This window comes from Primorskyibacter sp. S87 (assembly GCF_049801055.1).
Classification (GTDB): Bacteria; Pseudomonadota; Alphaproteobacteria; order Rhodobacterales; family Rhodobacteraceae; genus JBNAGF01.
In genome coordinates, this window is the sequence record NZ_JBNAGF010000010.1 from 1 (window position 1) to 17,983 (window position 17,983).

Consider the following 17,983-nt stretch of genomic DNA (forward strand, 5'->3'; position numbering starts at 1 on the left):
CAAAGGGGGACAAGAAGGTTGAAGATAGGGACACCTAGAGAGACATTTTCGGGCGAGTCTCGCGTTGCGATGACGCCTGAGTCTGCGATTCAGTTGCAGAAGCTTGGCTATGAGTGCGCGATTGAGGCTGGGGCCGGAGCTGCTGCGGGTTTTTCGGACGCGGCTTATACGGCTGCCGGGGTTGAGATCATCAAGACGGCGGCGGGTCTTTGGAAGGCTTCGGACATCATTGCGAAGGTGCGTCAGCCGAACGAGACGGAGCTGAAGCGTCTGACGAAGGAAAAGACGCTGATTTCGTTCTTCAACCCTGCTGGCAACGAGCCTGGCATGGAGGCGGCGAAGGCGAAGGGGGCCAACGTGATCGCCATGGAGATGGTTCCCCGGATCAGCCGGGCCCAGAAGATGGACGCGCTGTCGTCGATGGCGAACATTGCGGGTTACCGGGCGGTGATCGAGGCCGGGAACAATTTCGGCCGGTTCTTCACGGGCCAGATCACGGCGGCGGGCAAGGTCCCACCGGCCAAGGTTCTGGTTGTCGGCGCCGGGGTTGCGGGTCTTGCCGCGATCGGCACCTCGACCAGTCTCGGTGCGATCACCTATGCGTTCGACGTGCGCCCCGAAGTGGCCGAGCAGGTTGAGTCGATGGGGGCCGAGTTCGTCTATCTCGACTTCGAGGAAGAGCAGCAGGACGGCGCCTCGACCGGCGGCTATGCTTCGGTGCAGTCCGACGAGTTCCGCGAAGCGCAGCTGGCCAAGTTCCGCGAGCTGGCGCCAGAAGTGGACATCGTGATCACTACGGCGCTGATCCCCAACCGCGAGGCGCCGGAGCTGTGGACCAAGGACATGGTCGAGGCGATGAAGCCGGGTTCGGTGATCGTCGATCTGGCGGCGGAGAAGGGCGGCAACTGCAAGCTGACCGTGGCTGACGAGAAGATCGTGACCGACAATGGCGTAACCATCATCGGCTATACCGACTTCCCGAGCCGGATGGCGGCACAGTCCTCGTCGCTTTACGCCACCAACATCCGCCACATGATGGCCGATCTGACGCCCGAGAAGGACGGTCAGATCAATCACGACATGGAAGATGACGTGATCCGCGGCGCCACGGTGACCTATCAGGGCGACATTACCTTCCCGCCACCGCCGCCCAAGGTGCAGGCGATCGCGGCGCAGCCCAAGCAAGAGGTCAAGGAACTGACGCCCGAAGAAAAGCGGGCGCAGGAGATTGCCGAGTTCAAGGCGCAGACCAAGCAGCAGGTGACCCTGCTGGCCATTGGCGGGGCGCTGATGCTGGGCGTTGGCCTTGTGGCCCCGGCCAGCTTCATGCAGCATTTCATCGTGTTCGTGCTGGCGGTCTTTGTCGGCTTCCAGGTGATCTGGGGCGTGGCACACAGCCTGCACACGCCGCTGATGGCGGTGACCAACGCGATCTCGTCGATCATCATCCTGGGTGCGCTCATGCAAATGGGATCGGGCTCGTTCCTGGTGATCCTCCTCGCCGCGCTTTCGGTCTTCATGGCCGGGATCAACATCTTTGGCGGCTTCCTCGTGACCCGGCGCATGCTCGCCATGTTCCAGAAATCCTGAAGGAGTAGAGGACAATGGACTTCGGATTTACGACTGCGGCCTATGTTGTCGCTGCTGTTCTCTTCATCCTGTCGCTGGGCGGCCTTTCGGGCCAGGAAAGCGCCAAGCGCGCTGTCTGGTACGGAATTGTCGGCATGGCGCTGGCGGTGTTTGCCACTCTGATCGGTCCCGGTGCAGGCCTGTGGTGGCTGTCGATCATCCTGATCGCGGCCGGTGGCATGATCGGCTATCAGCTGGCGTCGCGGGTCGAGATGACCCAGATGCCGGAACTGGTGGCCGGCATGCACGCGCTGGTCGGTCTGGCTGCCGTGTTCGTGGGCTTCAATGCCCATTTCGAACTGGGCAACGTCATGGCGATGGACGAGACCGCAAAGAAAGCGCTGGAAGGCTTTGCCGCGCTGCTGGCCAAGAAGGACAGCGTTGAGATCAACATCCTGCGGGTCGAGGCCTCGCTGGGCATCTGGATCGGGGCCGTGACCTTCACCGGTTCGGTGATTGCCTATGGCAAGCTCTCGGGCAAGGTGACCTCGGCGGCCACCAAGCTGCCTGGCGGCCATGTGCTGAACGCCAGTGCGGCCGCGCTGTCGCTGCTGTGCCTGATCTGGTACCTGAACTCGGGTAGCTTCTTTCCGCTGCTGATCCTGACCATCGCGGCGCTGTTCATCGGCTATCACCTGATCATGGGCATCGGTGGCGCCGACATGCCGGTGGTTGTCTCGATGCTCAACTCGTACTCGGGCTGGGCCGCGGCAGCGATCGGCTTCTCGCTTGGCAACGACCTGCTGATCGTGGTCGGTGCGCTGGTGGGCTCTTCGGGTGCGATCCTGTCTTACATCATGTGCAAGGCGATGAACCGCTCCTTCGTTTCTGTGATCCTCGGCGGCTTCGGCGGCGAGCAGGGGCCGCAGATGGAGGTCGAGGGCGAGCAGGTTGCGATCGAGACCGACGGCGTGGCCGCCGCGCTCAACGAGGCCGACAGCGTCATCATCATCCCCGGTTACGGCATGGCCGTGGCACAGGCGCAGGCTGCAGTCAGCGACCTGACCAAGAAGCTGCGCGCCAAGGGCAAGAATGTCCGTTTTGCCATCCACCCCGTCGCCGGGCGCCTGCCCGGACACATGAACGTGCTGCTGGCCGAAGCAAAAGTGCCCTACGACATCGTGATGGAGATGGACGAGATCAACGAGGACTTCCCGGAAACGGATGTCTCGATCGTCATCGGCTCGAACGACATCGTCAACCCGGCCGCACAGGACGACCCCAACTCACCCATCGCCGGCATGCCGGTGCTGGAATGCTGGAAGTCCAAGCAGGTCTTCGTGATGAAACGCGGGCAGGGAACCGGATATTCCGGCATCGAAAACCCCCTCTTCTTCAAGGAAAACACCCGCATGTTCTACGGAGACGCAAAAGCGTCGCTCGACAAACTGCTCCCAATGATCGAATGAAAATAATCATAATCACGTAAACAGGGGCCCTGCCGAAATCGGCGGGGCCTTTTTTTGTGCCTGCACAATGGGTTGTGCAGGAGTCTGTTGTTTCGGTATGCGATAGTATTCGTGTAACTTATTGAAATGATGGAGATCTTTAACTTTTCTTGATGTTGCGTATAGTGCGCGGAATCGATCAGGGGGCCATTATGCCGACAATTCAGGATCATCCGTTGCGCTACCAGCTGGCGAACGAGCTGCATGCACGGCCCTTTCCCGCATTGCTCGGGCCGGCCACGGTAGCCTATGTAGCGTTCAAACAGCCCAACGATGCGGTGCAACGCGACAGGGAACAGGACCGCAACCACCTGATTGCCCTGCTGGACAGGTTCGGAGCGCCACATCCCAAGCCCGGGGCCACCCATCATTCAGCCGAAATCGGTCGGCATCGGCTTAAATGGGAACAGCATACCGAGTTCGTGACCTACACACTGTTTTCTGACGGCGTCAGCGAGCGTCCGTTCGACCCGGTAGACTTCTCTGTGTTTCCGGGTGAATGGCTTGCACAGGCGCCGGGGCAAAGGGTGACATCAATCCTCATGCGTATTCTGTCCCGGCCGGGCAGGGCAGAAATTGTCGAAGCACAGGATGCGTGGTTCGTTCCGGAAAGCCTTGCTGCCGCGAGCGTTCTTGATGAAAGCGCGGTTGCGTCCGGAGATTTCAGGATCGACCCGGCCGGGCATATGCGATTTGCCCTTTTCGTAAATGAGGATATCGGCAGCCGCAGAGTTGGCCGTATCGTTCAGCGGCTTTGTGAAATCGAAACCTACAAGGCAATGTCGATGCTTGGGTTTTCGCGCGCCCGCGATATTGCGCCTGTGATCGGTCGGCTGGACACGCAATTGACCAAGCTGATGATCGAGATGTCCGAAGGTGAACGCCCGGCCGATGAGCTTCTTACGGATCTTCTGGCCGTGTCGTCGGAACTGGAATCTCTTGCAGCGCGCTTGGCTTTCCGTTTCGGAGCAACCGGAGCCTATGAAGCTATCGTGAATCAGCGGATCAATGTTCTTAGGGAAGAGCGGTTCGAGGGGCGGCAAACGTTTGCAGAGTTCATGATGCGGCGCTACGAGCCTGCCATGCGGACGGTCAAAAGCACCGAGTCACGGTTGGCCTCTCTGGCGGATCGGGCGATCCGGGCCGGTGAGCTACTGCGCACACGGGTCGACGTAGAGCGCAGCGCACAGAACCAATCGCTGCTGGCAAGCATGGACCGACGCGCGGACCTGCAGTTGCGTCTACAGCACACAGTTGAAGGCCTTTCGGTGGTGGCGATCAGCTACTATGCGGTGTCTCTGGTCAGCTACGTAATGTATCCGGTGGCGAAAGCCCTCGACATGAGTAAGGGGATGCTCACGGCGTTGATCACCATTCCGGTCGTAGCCTTGGTCTGGTGGGCGGTTCGGCGTATCCGCAGGCGGCTGGAGTAATCGAAGCTCCTGCAAATAAGCGCCTCGGCGCAGGGGGGGTGAATCGGACCGTCAACGAAAACAGCCGCCCGAGTGGGCGGCTGTTTCGGGTTTAAGGACTGCAACCTTATCTGCCGCGAATGCGGGGGTCCAAGGCATCACGCAGCCCATCGCCCAGATAGTTGACGCTGAGCACCGTCAGAGAGATCGCCAGACCCGGCCAGAAGACCCGTTCAGGATACTGCTGAAGGTAATCGGTTCCGTCGAACAGAAGCCGCCCCCATGTCGGGAAATCCGGCGGAAACCCAAGGCCGAGGAAGGACAGCGCAGACTCGGTGATAATGGCCGTGGCGATCCCCAGCGTTGCCGATACCATGATAGGCGACAGAACATTTGGCAGGATGTGCCGGGTGATGATCTGGCTGTTGCCAGTTCCGATAGATCGGGCGGCCATCACGAATTCGCGCTCCTTGATTGCCAGAACGTCGCCGCGCACGATCCGGGCGGTCGGCATCCACGAGGTAATGCCGATGGCGACCACGATGAGAATAAAGATGCCCTGCTCCAGCCCGAAGGTCGCACTCAGCGGTTCGCGGAACAGGAGCATCATGACCAGCAGCAGGGGGAGCAGAGGCAAAGCAAGAAACAGGTCGGTGAGGCGCATCAATGGGCCGTCGAGTCTCTTGAAGAAGCCGGCCAGAACCCCAACGAAGGAGCCGAGAAACAACGCCAGCAGCATCGCGGTTATCCCAACGGAGACTGACGTTGCACCGCCCGCCATCATACGGGCCAGCAGGTCGCGGCCCAACTGGTCGGTGCCGAACGGGTGTTCCCAGTTCGGTCCCTGATTTCGGGCCCGAATGTCGATCTTGGTCGGGTCGATGTCCCAGACAAACGGGCCGAGGTAGACCGAAACGACGATCAGGATGAACAGGATGCCGCCGATCAGCGCGCCTTTGTGGGTCTTAAACTGATCCCATACATCGCGCCACTGACTGCGGGCCGGGGCTGATAACTCTTCGAGAGGACCAGCGGCGGCTGGCAGTATTGTCGAAGCCGGTGCAAGGCCTTCATCGGGAACGAACGTGTCTGATTGATCCTTGTTAGTCATAGCGGATCCTCGGGTCCAGAATGCCGTAGAGCACGTCAGCCACCAGGTTGAAGAGCACAATAAGAACGGCAAAAATGAATGTCAGGGTTTGCACCATTGGCAGGTCGTTTGCCTCGATGGCTCCGATCAGCAACTGTCCGATCCCGTTCACCTTGAACACCTGCTCGGTGATGATGGCGCCGCCGAAGATCGCGGGAATGCCCAACGCAATCACCGTGACCACCGGGATCATCGAGTTTCGCAGCACATGGACCATCACAACTGTATACTCACTCAGGCCCTTTGCCCGCGCGGTGCGCACGTAGTCTTGATTGAGATTATCGAGCATGGAGGCCCGCATGAAACGGCTAAGCTGGGCGGTGATCTGTAATGCCAGAACCATAACCGGCATGATCATCTGCTGAAGCTGAACCATGAAGCTGTCCCAGTCTGTGACCTTGTGCGTGGTGTCATAGATTGACGGGAACCAGCCCAGATTGACCGAGAAAATGACGATCACCAGCACGCCTGAGAAAAAGGGCGGGACCGAAAAGCCGATCATCGACACGAAGGTGCCCATCTGATCGAACCAGCTATATTGCCGATAGGCCGAGTAGATCCCGATTGGCAAGGCGATCACGATGGCGACCACATAGGCAGTGCCGACAACCCAAAGCGTCTGCGGGATACGCTGCACGACGATGTCCATAACCGGTGAGCGGGTCTGCCAGGAGATCACGCGCAAATCGCCCTCAGAAAAGCTGGTGCCGAAATAGTAGTCAATCAGCACCTGCGGCTCGATCCAGAAGAACTGCACGATCCATTTCCAGAAGCGAATGTGCATGGGCTGGCCGAGGCCAAGCGCCTCGCGCATCTTCTCCTTGACCTCAGGAGGCACCGTTAGCGGCACCTGCGCCATCGGATCCCCGGGCGCGAATTCAAGGAGCAGGAATATCACCAGACTGATGAACAAAAGCGTCGGAACGGCAAGAACCAAGCGACGGATAGTGAAGGTAAGCATCCAGGACGCCTTTGCAGATTAGTCTTATTTGTCTTGTGCCTGTGCCCGAAAGGGCCGCCCCGGAACAGGTCCGGGGCGGATTGGTTTCTGGATCAGGAACCTTCTTTGCGATACCAGTCGGCTGCGTTCCACAATTCGCTGTCCCACACGTTGAGGACAACGCCGCCCAGCGTATTGGAGTGAGCGGACAGACGACCACGGTGCACCAGCGGGATCATGCCGCCGTTACCCACCATGATGTCGTTCAGCTGCTTGCCGATCTTGGCACGGTTCTCGATACCGGCGGTTTTGGTCAGCTCGGCATGGAGCTTGTCGAACTCCTCGTTGCAGAAGCGGCTGATGTTTTCGCCCTGCCACTGGCTTTCCGGCTTGGGTGCCTTGTCGCACAGCCCGTTGCCCAGATATGACTGTGGGTCAGTGCCGTTGAAGGTGTTCGCGTACATCTGCACGTCGGCATAGAACTTCTGGAACGTGTCGGGCGAACCCGGGTCACCGCCGAAGAACACCGAAGCATTGATGTTGCGCAGCTCAGTATCGATGCCAATCTCGCTCCACCACTGCTTGATCAGGGCCTGGAAGTCCTGACGCACGGCGTTGGTCGAGGTCTGGTACAGAACCTTCATTGGCACGCCGTCCGGGGTTTCACGAACGCCGTCGCCATTGGTGTCGGCATAGCCCGCATCATCCAGCAGCTTGTTGGCCATGGCGATGTCCTGCTTGTCGCACATGAAGGTGTCCGAGCTGAATGCGGCAGGTGCCGGAACCCAGTTGCAGGTCACCTTGCCGGCCTGACCATAGCCGATTTCCACCAGCAGCGGACGGTCTATCGCCAGCGACATCGCTTTGTAGACAGCCGGATCCTTCAGGAAGGGATGCGGGTGATTGGCTGTCGAGCGTTCACCTTCCGGCAGGTCGGACGACGCGTTTGTCTGGTTCAGCATCAGGCGTTCTACCAGCGGGCCGAAGCCGGCAACTGGTGTGCCCTTGCCACCTTCCTGCATCTGTTGAATCACTTCCGGGGCCAGCTGCAAGTTCCAAGCATAATCGAATTCGCCGGTTTCCATCACTGCGCGCCCCGCGGCGGTTGCATCGCCGCCACCCTTGAAGGTCAGCGTGGCAAAGGCAGGCTTGGCCGGGTCACGATAGTTCTCGTTGGCCTTCATGGTGATCACGTCGTTCGGCTTGAACTCGGTGACGACAAACGGGCCGGTGCCGATCGGGCCGAAATTCTCGGCTGTGCATTCCGGTGCCTTGGCGCCCATGCAGTTCTCGAACTGGGCTTTCTGGATGATCGGGCTTTCGCCACCCACGAACGGGCCATAGGGGAACGGGGTCGGCTTGTCAAAGGTCACCTTGACGGTCAGGTCATCGATGGCCTCTACCGACGTCACGCCTTCGAATTTGGTCAGCTGCGCACAGCCCCCATCGGGATGCATGCAGTAATCGGCGGTGAATTTCACGTCTGCCGAAGTGAAGGCGCTACCGTCCGACCAGGTGATGCCGGGGGCGATCTTCCAGGTGATCGAGGTCAGATCCTCTGCCACACCGCCATTTTCCACGGTCGGGATTTCTGCTGCCAAGTAGGCCACCATGTTGCCGTCCTGGTCATAGCGGGCCAGCGGTTCGATCACCAGCGATGCCGATTCCACATCCTTGGTTCCGCCCGACAGGAACGGGTTCAGGATCGATGGCGCCTGCCAATAGATGATGCTGACATTGCCGTCGGATCCGCGCTCGGCCATTGCCATTGGGGCAAAGGCCGTGCTTGCGATCGCACCAAGCAAAAGGGCTTTGATCTTCATTTTACACTCCATGTTGGACACATATGCGTCTCGTTATTCCCGCCCGATCAGGCGGGTTCATGATATGCCAACCCGGGGTAAGAGGTTGAGGAAAAACGACAAAAGCGCCCCCAGCCAAACGGTGATCCGCCCTCTCCCCAAGATCGGATACGGGCGTATCGAAACAGATGTTCAGAAAATTGCAAGCCTTGCCGTTGGGAAAACAGCGCACGGGGTTTACCTTGCCCGTCGCCCGGCTTAGCGTTTGGCACCTAGGGAACAGGGCCGCCAAGGGGAGAGCGCAGGTGCTGGATCAGCCTATTGCACAGATCAAAGGTCTGAGGGTCGAGTTTCAGACCAAGGACGGACCGGTTGTTGGCGTCGAAAATGTTTCGTTCGAGGTAAATCCCGGCGAAACAGTCTGCATTGTCGGAGAATCCGGTTCGGGAAAGTCCGTTTCCTCGCTGTCCCTGATGCGTCTGGTGGAGTTTGGTGGCGGCGACATCGCCTCTGGTGAACTTCTGTTTGACCGGCGGGAAGGTGGTGTCACGGATCTTGCCAAGACCGAGCAGGACCTGATGAAGCAGATCCGTGGAAATGAGATCGGCATGATCTTTCAGGAACCGATGACGGCGCTCAACCCGGTCTTTACCGTGGGTCGGCAACTCACAGAGGGATTACGGGTTCACAAGGGGCTGAATAAATCCGAAGCCTCGGCGCGCGCTGTCGAACTTCTGCGTCAGGTCCGGATTCCGGAGCCCGAACGCCGGCTTGACCAATATCCACATGAATTGTCGGGGGGGATGCGCCAGCGGGTTGTGATCGCGATGGCAATGGCCTGCGAACCACGACTGCTGATTGCGGACGAACCCACTACCGCTCTTGATGTGACAATTCAGGCCGAAATTCTTGCTCTGATGGACCGGCTCAAGCGGGAAACTGGAACCGCGGTGATGTTCATCACCCACGACATGGCCGTCGTTGCCCAAATGGCAGATCGAGTGGTCGTGATGTTCCGCGGGAACAAGGTTGAGGAAGGAACAGTCGAAGAGATCTTCGAGAACCCGCAGCACGAGTATACCAAGGCGTTGCTGGCCGCGGTGCCTAAACTGGGTGAGATGCGCGGCAAGGCTGCGCCCGAACCGATGAAGCTGATGGGGGTAGAGGGGCAAAATCTGGATCCGATCCCCGGCACGGATGACCCGCTTTTGACGGTCAAGAACCTCACCACCCGGTTCCCGGTGAAGGGCGGCTTCTTCCGGCGCACCGTGGCCAATGTGCATGCGGTCGAGGATGTTTCCTTTACGCTGAACCGGGGTCAGACTCTCAGTCTTGTTGGGGAATCCGGCTGCGGTAAATCCTCAGCCGGGCGGTCGATTCTGCGGCTGGTGGAGCCGCTGGTGGGCGAAATTGACCTCGATGGTGTCGATATCCGCAAGCTGGACCCGTCCGGGCTTCGCAAGGCGCGGCTCGACATGCAGATGATCTTTCAGGATCCCTTCGCGTCTTTGAACCCCAAAATGAAGCTGGAGGATCAGGTCGCCGAACCGATGCGCAACTATGGTACGCATCAGGGGTCCGAGATGATGGACAGGGTGGCTAACCTGTTCGACCGGGTGGAACTGCCGCGTAGCTTCATGCGCCGCTATCCGCACGAGATGTCGGGCGGTCAGCGCCAGCGAATCGCGATTGCCCGGGCGTTGGCTCTGAACCCCAAGCTGATCGTCGCTGACGAGGCCGTTTCGGCGCTGGATGTGTCGGTTCAGGCCCAGGTGTTGAACCTGATGATGGAACTGCAATCAGAATTGGGGCTGAGTTACCTGTTCATTTCGCATGATATGGCCGTCGTGGAGCGTGTGAGCCATCATGTTGGGGTGATGTATCTTGGCCGAATCGTTGAGATGGGGCCGCGCACACGCGTTTTTGAAAACCCGCAGCACCCATACACTCAGGCCCTGATGAAAGCGGTGCCCATCGCGGATCCACAGCAGCGGAAATCCGAAAAAGATTTGAATTTCAAGCCGATCCCGTCGCCGATTCATCCAGTTGGGCACAAGCCGGAACCTTCGCAATACAAGGAGGTCGAAACCGGGCATTTCGTGCTGACAACGGATAGCGGATACTGATCCATGCCGCCTCGTTTGTCGCCTCTGGAAATCATGAGCAAACTGATCTCCTTTCCGACCGTGAGCCGGGATAGCAACCTGCCGCTGATCGATTGGGTTGCGGAATATCTGGACGGGCACGGCATCGACAGCCACCGATGGCCCGATCCGGAGCAGCCGCATAAGGCGGCTCTCTTTGCGCATGTTGGACCATGGGAGGAAGGGGCGGTCGTTCTGTCGGGGCATACTGACGTCGTGCCGGTGGATGGTCAGCCTTGGGACAGTGATCCCTTCACCGTGACCGAGCGGGACGGCAAGTATTTTGGCCGGGGCACCTGTGACATGAAGGGCTTTGACGCATTGGCGATCTGGGCCTTGGTGGAGGCGCATCATCAGGGCGTCAAACGACCCCTGCAACTGGCGCTCAGCTTCGATGAAGAGATCGGCTGCACCGGCGCCCCTCCGATGATCGAGGCGATGCAGCCCTTGTTGCCCAAAGGCTCGGCGGTGATTGTGGGCGAGCCTTCGATGATGAAGGCAGTGACTGGTCACAAGGGCGGTTTTGGCTATGACACCCATGTCGTCGGGTTCGAGGTGCACAGCTCGCTCATGCACACCGGCGTCAATGCGATCATGGCCTCGGCGCCGTTGATCGACTGGGCCAACCAGCGCAACACCGAAAGCAAGGCGGCCGAGCCCACCGCGATGGCAGCGATGTTCGATCCGCCCTGGACCACCTGTCATGTAGGACAGATCCACGGTGGCACGGCTCACAACATCACCGCGAAGGACTGCCATTTCGCAATGGATTTCCGAGTCGTGCCCGGCGAGGAACCGGCGCGCTGGAGGGATGCATATTTCGAGCAAGTCCGCGCTGTCGAGGCACAGATGCAGGCGGTTCATCCCGACACCCGGATCGAGCTGTCGCAGCGGTTCCGGGTGCCTGCCCTGCGCCCCGAGGAAGAAGGCGAGGCCGAAGCGCTTGTTCGCGCCATCACTGGCGACAACGGCTCACATGTGGTGAGTTACGGAACCGAAGCGGGGCAGTTTCAGGAGGCTGGCTATTCCGCGGTGATTTGCGGCCCCGGCGACATTGCGCAGGCGCACCAGCCCAATGAATTCATCACCGTGGCCCAGTTCAACGCCGGCCACGACTTCATGCGCCAGCTTTTGCGACGATTGGACAACTGAAATGGACCAAACCCGCAGCGACCGAATTCGCCAATACTTTCAGGCTCTCACGGATGGGGATACCGAAACCATCCTTTCGCTGTTTGCCCCCGATGGCGAGGTGCATTCGCCTTTTCTGGGCGTGATGCGTGCGGATGCCTTTTTTGCCAAACTCAGCGACGCGTCAGCCGGCAGCCACCTGACAGTTCTCGACGTGCTACATGGGGAGGAGACCGGAGCCGCGCGGTTCCAGTATGACTGGACACTCAAGGACGGCAATGTGATCGACTTTGAGGGGGTGGATCATTTCACGTTCGCTGCGGACGGTCGGTTTTCAGCCATGAGGATCTACTACGATACACATCCGCTGAGAGAAGCGGTCGGAGACAAATACGCCTGATTTCCGGTGTCCGGGGCAAAGGGGAGGAACAGACATGCCGATCAAGAACCGATTTTCCGAACTGCACGAAGAGGTGACGGGCTGGCGCAGGCATCTGCACGCCCATCCCGAATTGCTCTATGATGTCGAGGAAACTGCCGCCTTTGTGGTCGAGCGCCTGAAAGAGATCGGTGTTGATGATATCACGACGGGGATTGGCAGGACCGGCGTTGTTGCCACCATCAAAGGCAAATCTGATGCTTCAGGTCGGGTCGTCGGACTAAGGGCCGACATGGATGCATTGCCGATCGAGGAGGCGACCGGACTGGACTATGCGTCGACAGTTCCGGGCAAGATGCATGCCTGCGGACATGACGGCCACACCTCGATACTGTTGGGCGCAGCGAAATACCTGTCCGAGACACGCAACTTCGATGGCACCGTAGTTCTGATCTTTCAGCCCGCCGAAGAGGGCGGGGCCGGCGGTCTTGCCATGTGCGAGGATGGTTTGATGGATCGCTGGGGTATTCAGGAGGTCTATGGTCTTCACAACATGCCCGGGCTGCCGGTTGGCCAGTTTGCAATCCGGCCAGGTGCACTTCTGGCATCTTCGGATGAATTCGAGATCATTGTGACCGGCAAGGGCGGCCATGCGGCCGCTCCGCATCAGGCTGTGGATACAACGCTTGTTGCAGCGCAGATTCTGATTTCGTTGCAGACAATTGTTTCCCGCAACGTCGACCCCATCAAACGTGTGGTCCTGACCGTCGGGACATTTGAAACCGACAGCGTTGCTTCGAACGTGATTGCCCACACAGCGCGTTTGCGGGGAACGGTCAGAACTCTGGATCCAGAATATCGCATTTTGGCCGAAGAACGGGTTCGCCGCGTTGCGACAGACACCGCTTCGGCATTTGGTGCGCAGGCAGAGGTGATATGGACAGCCGGTTATCCGGCCACGGTCAACACCGAAGAAGAGACCCGACACGCGGCCGAAGCTGCGCGTGCGGTGTCCGGCGGTGTGGAGGACGCGACCGATCCGATCATGCCGTCCGAGGATTTCGCCTACATGCTGGAAGAACGGCCCGGTGCCTATATCTTTCTTGGGAACGGGGACACGGCCATGTGCCACCACCCGCAATATGTTTTCGACGACGAAGCCATTCCGGTTGGATGCAGCTGGTTCGCGGAACTGGTCGAACGGCGCATGCCAGCTGGCTGACCGGATAGTCAAATCCATTTACCGAGCTGCGCCTGCCGCGCTGTTCGGTTTCTGAACACGCTTCCCTTGGGGGAGGAAACCAAAGGAGAGTCACCATGCCCGTAAAGAACCGCTTTGCAGAATTGCAGGGAGAGATCACCACTTGGCGCCGCGATATCCACGAAAACCCGGAAATCCTGTTTGAAACGCATCGAACCAGTGCGCTGGTTGCGGAAAAATTGCAAGAGTTTGGGTGCGACGAGGTGGTGACGGGAATTGGCCGTACTGGCGTCGTCGGGGTTATCAACGGCAAATCGAACAGTTCCGGAAAAGTAATTGGGCTGCGTGCTGACATGGATGCGCTGCCAATCCACGAAGCGACCGGGCTCGGGTATGCCTCCAAGACGCCGGGTGCCATGCATGCCTGTGGCCATGACGGGCATACGGCGATGCTGCTGGGGGCGGCGAAATACCTCTCAGAGACCCGCAATTTCGATGGCAAGGTCGTTGTGATCTTCCAGCCTGCCGAAGAAGGCGGCGGAGGGGGTAAGGAAATGTGCGACGACGGAATGATGGAGCGCTGGGGCATTCAGGAAGTGTATGGCATGCATAACTGGCCGGGTCGCCCGGTCGGGTCGTTTGCCATTCGGCCTGGCGCGTTCTTTGCCGCCACCGATACGTTTGATATCGAGTTCGAAGGCAAGGGCGGGCACGCTGCGAAACCTCAGGACACCGTTGATACCACGGTGATGGCTGCACAGGCCGTACTGGCCCTGCAGACGATTGCCAGCCGAAACGCAGACCCGGTGGATCAGCTGGTCGTTTCGGTGACGTCTTTCGAAACCTCGTCGAATGCGTTCAACGTGATCCCGCAGAAAGTTCACCTGAAGGGCACTGTCCGCACCATGAGCCATGCAATGCGGGATTTGGCCGAAACCCGGATCAAGGAGGTCTGCACCGGCATTGCCGCTACTTTTGGGGGCACGGTGAACGTCACCTATGACCGGGGATATCCCGTGATGGTCAATTCGGACGAGCAGACCGACTTTGCGGCAAAGGTGGCGCGCGATGTGTCAGGAGGATGTGATGATGCTCCGCTGGTTATGGGCGGAGAAGACTTTGCGTTCATGCTGGAGGAACGCCCCGGGGCCTACATTCTCGTCGGCAATGGCGATACAGCCATGGTCCACCATCCGGAATACAACTTCAACGACGAGGCGATTCCGGCCGGGTGTTCGTGGTGGGCCGAAATTGTTGAGCAACGGATGCCAGCCAGCTAACCGGGGCCGATCCTGACGCGGGATGCTATAGCGTCTCGCGCTCCCGGGTCCAAAGCACTCACCTCGAGAGCATTCCGGCCCAGAGCTTGTCGTAAACTATACCGATCCCGGCGGCCTCGGCCGACGAGCTGAAGCTGTTCAGTGCAGACTCACGGGCGTTCCGACCCATCTTCTCGTGCCGGTCCGAGTCGGTCAGAAGGATGTTGGCTGCGTCGGCGGCTTCGGCTGCCGCTTCAAGCGGCACCACGGTTCCGGTGTTTCCCTGTGCCGAAAAAGTGCGGTAGTAGCCTGCGTCACTGGCCACAAACGGAACGCCGCAGGCCATGCCTTCGAGCGGGGCCATGCCATAGCCTTCGTATCGGGGCAGTTGCATGACCAGCGATAGGCCTTGCAGAACTGAAGGAAGATCCTTGGCGGGAATCTCGCCGGGGAACAGGATGCGGTCAGACAGGTTGGCGGCTGCGATACGGTCCTTGAGTCCCTGCAGAAACCCCTGATGCTCGCGGGCGGCCCGGCCGATCACAAGCGCACGCGTGTCGGGCAGCCCCGGCAACAGGCACAGCATCGCCTCAACAAAGAGATCCGTCCCTTTTTCCGGCCTAATGCGCCCGATGGTGGCAATTCCTTGCGTTCCGCCATGGCCGAGCGCTGTCCAAGCCGTTTTCCGATCCGGGGCCGGAGTGAACAGGTCTGTGTCCACGCCGTGTGGCACAACCGCCTGCACGTTAGGAACAAAATCAGCTGCGGCATCGGTGGTGGCAATCACGGCGTCCATCTTGGAGATCAGCCAGCGCGGGAATGCGGAGTGCCGACGTTGAGCGGCAGAGGTAAAGACAATGCGGATCGGCAGGCGCTGGATGTCGCGCAACCAGATTGCCATCTGCATCTCGGGATTGCGGCGCACGTGCCAGATTGCGAATGGCCTGTCTTGGGGCTTTTTGCGGGAGAGAAGCCGCGCCTCGCGCTTGTCGATAGGGGCAGGGCAGCCGGGTAGCGGGTGACCGACCAGTTTCAGGTCATAATGCTGTGCCTGCTGTCGCACGACGTTTGCCGCCGTTGCTGAAACGCCAGTGAAGTTCTTGTTGAAATTCGAAACGAAAAGCTCTGGCATCACCCCAGATCCAGTCGCGTGCACAGTGTTTCGACGACGCCGTCCAGCGCCGATTGCTGAGCGGCGACACAGGCGCCGGCGGCTTTTCGGGCCTTGTCGAAAGTGTCTGCATTTTCCAGCCAGCGGGCCACGGCGGCGGCTAGCCCCGGTGCGTCCGTAACCTCAATGGCACCACCGGTTGCGATTAGGGGTTTGAAGGTTTCGGCAAAGTTGAAATAACCGGGGCCGGTGATGACTGCCGCGCCACATTGGGCGGGTTCGAACGGGTTGTGTCCGCCGATTTCCTTCAGGGATCCGCCAAGAAACACCAAAGGGCAGAGGGCATACCATGTCCCGGTTTCGCCGAGTGTATCGGCCAGATAAACCTGCGTTTTCGAATTTGGGAGCTCTCTTCGGCTGCGCCTCGCGCAGGAAAGCCCAGCGTCGCTGACCAGTGTTTCAACCCTGTCGCCGCGCTCTGGGTGACGCGGGATCAGCAGCAGACACAGATCCTTGTGCCGCGCCAACAGATCCTTGTGGGCAGAGAGCACCGTTTCTTCCTCTCCGTCATGCGTGGAGCTGGCGATCCAGATCGGACGTGAACCCAATGCTTCCCGGATTTGTTTTAGTGCGTCCTCATCCACCGGGAGGGGCGCAGACATGGCCTTTAGGTTAGTGCCCGGCTGTATTCGCTCGGGATCGGCTCCCATCGCGCGCAAATTTTCGGCGGTTTGCTGGTTTTGCGTCACAAACAGATCGAACTGGTCCAGAATGTAATGCGCTGTTCCGGGCCATTTCCGCCAACCGTCGACGGATTTCTGCGACAGGCGGGCATTTAGCAACACCAGTTTTGCACCGGCGTTTCGGGCGCTGACGAGCATTTGCGGCCACAACTCGCTTTCGACAAAGATCGCTGCATTGGGCTGCCAATGGCTCAGGAAACGATCAACCGGTCCCGCACTGTCCAATGGTGCAAACTGGTGCCGGGTCCGGGGTGGAAGGCGTTTGGCGATCAGTTCTGCCGACGTGGCCGTACCCGAAGTAATCAGGAACTGCGCATCGGAAAGTCGCTCACCGAGACGAGTAATGAGGGTCAGAACGGATAGGCTTTCGCCGACCGAGGCGGCATGAAACCAGATCAGTTTTCCGTCAGGGCGCGGTTGCGTGGCATGACCCAGACGTTCTCGTTGTCGCGCTTCGGGTACCCCAAACGAAGCCAGCTTGCGCGAAACCTTTCGCCAGGCAAAAGGTTCAATCACCGCAGTAGCGCCACGGTATATCTTGAACAGGGCTGTCGGCTTGCCGCCGGAGGCCGTCATCTAACCGCCTGTATGGCTCATGTGGCGCGACATTGTCCCGTCCGCGCGCTGGCGGGAATAGTCGAAATCATGGCCTTTGGGCTTAAGGTTGATGGCGGCGCGAATGGCTTCTTCCAGCGGTGCCTCTGTGTCTGGATGCTCGCGGAGGGCTGGGCGGAGGTCTGCCATGTCTTCCTGACCCAGGCACATGAACAATTCACCTGTGCAGGTCAAACGCACCCGATTGCAGCTTTCGCAGAAATTGTGTGACAGCGGGGTAATGAAGCCGATCTTCTGGTTGGTTTCTTCCAGCCGGACATAGCGCGCCGGTCCGCCGGTGCGCTCGGCAAGATCCGTAACGGTGTAGTGATCAGCATAGGTCGCGCGCACGTCCTTGAGTGACCAATACTGGTCAAGTCGGTTTTCATTGCCAATGTCGCCCATCGGCATGACTTCGATCCATGTCAGGTCCATGTCGCGTTCCGCGCACCATTCGGTAATACTGGGTAGTTCGTCCTCGTTGAAACCTTTCAGCGCGACGGCGTTGATCTTGACCCGCAGACCCGCTTTTTGAGCGGCATCGATCCCTTTGAGAATCTGTGGCAGACGGCCCCAACGGGTTACGTCCGCGAATTTCTGTTCGTCGAGCGTGTCGAGCGAGACATTCACCCGCCGCACCCCGGCCGCATATAGGTCGTCAGCGAACCGTCCGAGCTGGGACCCGTTGGTGGTCAGGGTCAGCTCTTTCAGGGCTCCGCTGTCAAGATGGCGGCCCATTGACTGGAAAAAGGTCATGATATCGCGCCGGACCAGCGGTTCGCCCCCGGTAATCCTCAGCTTTTGAACACCGAGTTTGACGAAGGTGGTGCACATGCGATCCAACTCCTCCAACGTCAGCAGTTCCTTCTTTGGAAGGAAGGTCATGTTCTCGGACATGCAGTACACACAGCGAAAATCGCAGCGGTCGGTGACGGATACCCGCAGATATGTGATTGCACGGGCGAATGGATCGATCAGAGGTGCGGTCATGCGCCATAGGTAAGGCGCGGTGGCTGGGCGGGCAAGGAGAATGTGCTAAC

At 59.4% G+C, this 17,983-nt stretch carries 14 protein-coding genes; 8 read left to right on the forward strand and 6 right to left on the reverse strand.

What is annotated here, in order from left to right:
* Positions 1 to 18: 18 nt before the first annotated feature.
* From ACP15U_RS15840 to ACP15U_RS15850, 3 genes are all read left to right on the forward strand, one after another.
* Positions 19 to 1,590 (forward strand): Re/Si-specific NAD(P)(+) transhydrogenase subunit alpha, encoded by a 1,572-nt coding sequence (locus ACP15U_RS15840; RefSeq protein ID WP_425044984.1) that lies wholly within the window; start codon positions 19 to 21, stop codon positions 1,588 to 1,590.
* Between the two features lie 14 nt (positions 1,591 to 1,604).
* Positions 1,605 to 3,038, forward strand: coding sequence for an NAD(P)(+) transhydrogenase (Re/Si-specific) subunit beta (locus ACP15U_RS15845; protein WP_425044675.1), 1,434 nt, complete (start codon positions 1,605 to 1,607; stop codon positions 3,036 to 3,038).
* 191 nt (positions 3,039 to 3,229) lie between these two features.
* Complete coding sequence (locus ACP15U_RS15850; RefSeq protein ID WP_425046129.1) at positions 3,230 to 4,510, forward strand: DUF3422 family protein; 1,281 nt, start codon at positions 3,230 to 3,232, stop codon at positions 4,508 to 4,510.
* 106 nt (positions 4,511 to 4,616) lie between these two features.
* On the opposite strand, the gene ACP15U_RS15855 is transcribed toward ACP15U_RS15850, so the two are convergent.
* The 3 genes from ACP15U_RS15855 to ACP15U_RS15865 form a co-directional block, all read right to left on the reverse strand.
* Positions 4,617 to 5,600 carry an ABC transporter permease gene (locus ACP15U_RS15855; protein WP_425046130.1) on the reverse strand — a complete coding sequence of 328 codons (984 nt, stop codon included), beginning with the start codon at positions 5,598 to 5,600 and terminating at the stop codon, positions 4,617 to 4,619.
* Positions 5,593 to 6,600: an ABC transporter permease gene (locus ACP15U_RS15860; protein ID WP_425046131.1), complete on the reverse strand. Its 1,008-nt coding sequence runs from the start codon at positions 6,598 to 6,600 to the stop codon at positions 5,593 to 5,595. The genes ACP15U_RS15855 and ACP15U_RS15860 overlap by 8 nt, the downstream gene beginning before the upstream one ends.
* A gap of 92 nt (positions 6,601 to 6,692) precedes the next feature.
* Positions 6,693 to 8,402: a peptide ABC transporter substrate-binding protein gene (locus tag ACP15U_RS15865; RefSeq protein ID WP_425046132.1), complete on the reverse strand. Its 1,710-nt coding sequence runs from the start codon at positions 8,400 to 8,402 to the stop codon at positions 6,693 to 6,695.
* 284 nt (positions 8,403 to 8,686) lie between these two features.
* On the opposite strand from ACP15U_RS15865, the gene ACP15U_RS15870 reads away from it, so the two are divergent.
* The 5 genes from ACP15U_RS15870 to ACP15U_RS15890 all read left to right on the forward strand — a co-directional run bounded on the left by ACP15U_RS15870 (position 8,687) and on the right by ACP15U_RS15890 (position 14,516).
* Entirely contained in the window at positions 8,687 to 10,507 is a 1,821-nt protein-coding gene (locus ACP15U_RS15870) for a dipeptide ABC transporter ATP-binding protein (protein ID WP_425046133.1), read from the forward strand.
* A 3-nt stretch (positions 10,508 to 10,510) separates the two neighbouring features.
* Positions 10,511 to 11,677 (forward strand): acetylornithine deacetylase, encoded by a 1,167-nt coding sequence (argE, locus tag ACP15U_RS15875; protein WP_425046134.1) that lies wholly within the window; start codon positions 10,511 to 10,513, stop codon positions 11,675 to 11,677.
* A gap of 1 nt (position 11,678) precedes the next feature.
* Positions 11,679 to 12,056 carry a nuclear transport factor 2 family protein gene (locus ACP15U_RS15880; RefSeq protein ID WP_425046135.1) on the forward strand — a complete coding sequence of 126 codons (378 nt, stop codon included), beginning with the start codon at positions 11,679 to 11,681 and terminating at the stop codon, positions 12,054 to 12,056.
* Between the two features lie 34 nt (positions 12,057 to 12,090).
* Entirely contained in the window at positions 12,091 to 13,257 is a 1,167-nt protein-coding gene (locus tag ACP15U_RS15885; protein WP_425046136.1) for a M20 aminoacylase family protein, read from the forward strand.
* A 95-nt stretch (positions 13,258 to 13,352) separates the two neighbouring features.
* Positions 13,353 to 14,516 carry a M20 aminoacylase family protein gene (locus tag ACP15U_RS15890; RefSeq protein ID WP_425046137.1) on the forward strand — a complete coding sequence of 388 codons (1,164 nt, stop codon included), beginning with the start codon at positions 13,353 to 13,355 and terminating at the stop codon, positions 14,514 to 14,516.
* A 58-nt stretch (positions 14,517 to 14,574) separates the two neighbouring features.
* Here the strand turns inward: ACP15U_RS15890 and ACP15U_RS15895 are convergent, their stop codons facing one another.
* From ACP15U_RS15895 to moaA, 3 genes are read right to left on the reverse strand one after another with little or no spacing between them, the layout of a single operon-like run.
* A complete protein-coding gene (locus tag ACP15U_RS15895) occupies positions 14,575 to 15,627 on the reverse strand; it encodes a glycosyltransferase family 4 protein (protein ID WP_425046138.1) in 1,053 nt (350 codons plus the stop codon).
* Entirely contained in the window at positions 15,627 to 16,925 is a 1,299-nt protein-coding gene (locus tag ACP15U_RS15900; protein WP_425046139.1) for a 3-deoxy-D-manno-octulosonic acid transferase, read from the reverse strand. Before ACP15U_RS15900 ends, ACP15U_RS15895 begins: the two co-directional genes overlap by 1 nt.
* Entirely contained in the window at positions 16,926 to 17,933 is a 1,008-nt protein-coding gene (gene moaA, locus ACP15U_RS15905) for a GTP 3',8-cyclase MoaA (protein WP_425046140.1), read from the reverse strand.
* Positions 17,934 to 17,983 lie beyond the last annotated feature (50 nt).